Origin of the sequence: Flagellimonas olearia (genome assembly GCF_009184425.1) — a bacterium.
GTDB classification, from domain to species: domain Bacteria; phylum Bacteroidota; class Bacteroidia; order Flavobacteriales; family Flavobacteriaceae; genus Flagellimonas; species Flagellimonas olearia.
The window spans coordinates 1-431 of record NZ_WELG01000062.1 but is presented as its reverse complement, the minus strand read 5'-3'; the positions used below and the strand labels follow the sequence as shown (position 1 = coordinate 431).

The 431-nt window shown below is 39.2% G+C and carries 1 protein-coding gene; it reads right to left on the bottom strand.

Translation table 11 applies throughout. The annotated features are described in order from the left end of the window. Positions 1-149 precede the first annotated feature (149 nt). A partial coding sequence (locus tag F8C76_RS19905; protein WP_170284069.1) for a (Fe-S)-binding protein occupies positions 150-431 on the bottom strand: 282 nt, incomplete at its 5' end.

The following is a 431-nucleotide window of genomic DNA, read 5'->3' as shown; positions in this document are numbered from 1 at the left end:
AATTCTTACGATTAGCCCTTAAGGTATCCATTGCAGAACGCAAATTTTCCCTTAGTTGCATATCGCCTAATTGGTCGGTGATGATTTCTTCGTATTCTTGGTCGCTATGATATTTTTCCATGATTATTCCTTAAAACAATTCTTTAATGTTAAAGCCCAAGCCTTGAGGCTAAAAAGTCATAAAAATGCATGGGTTTTGTGGGAGAGCCCATTTTTTGCATAGCGGTGCTGATATTCATCAAACACCCAGCATCCGCTGAAACAATCACATCCACTTGACGGCTTTCTATGTCTTTAATCTTTTCTTTGACCATAACCGCTGAAATTTCAGGCTCTTTGACTGAAAAAGTCCCCCCAAACCCGCAGCATTCCTCTTCTTTTTCCAATTCAATGAGTTCCACATTTTTAAGCTGTCTGATGAGATTTTTCGC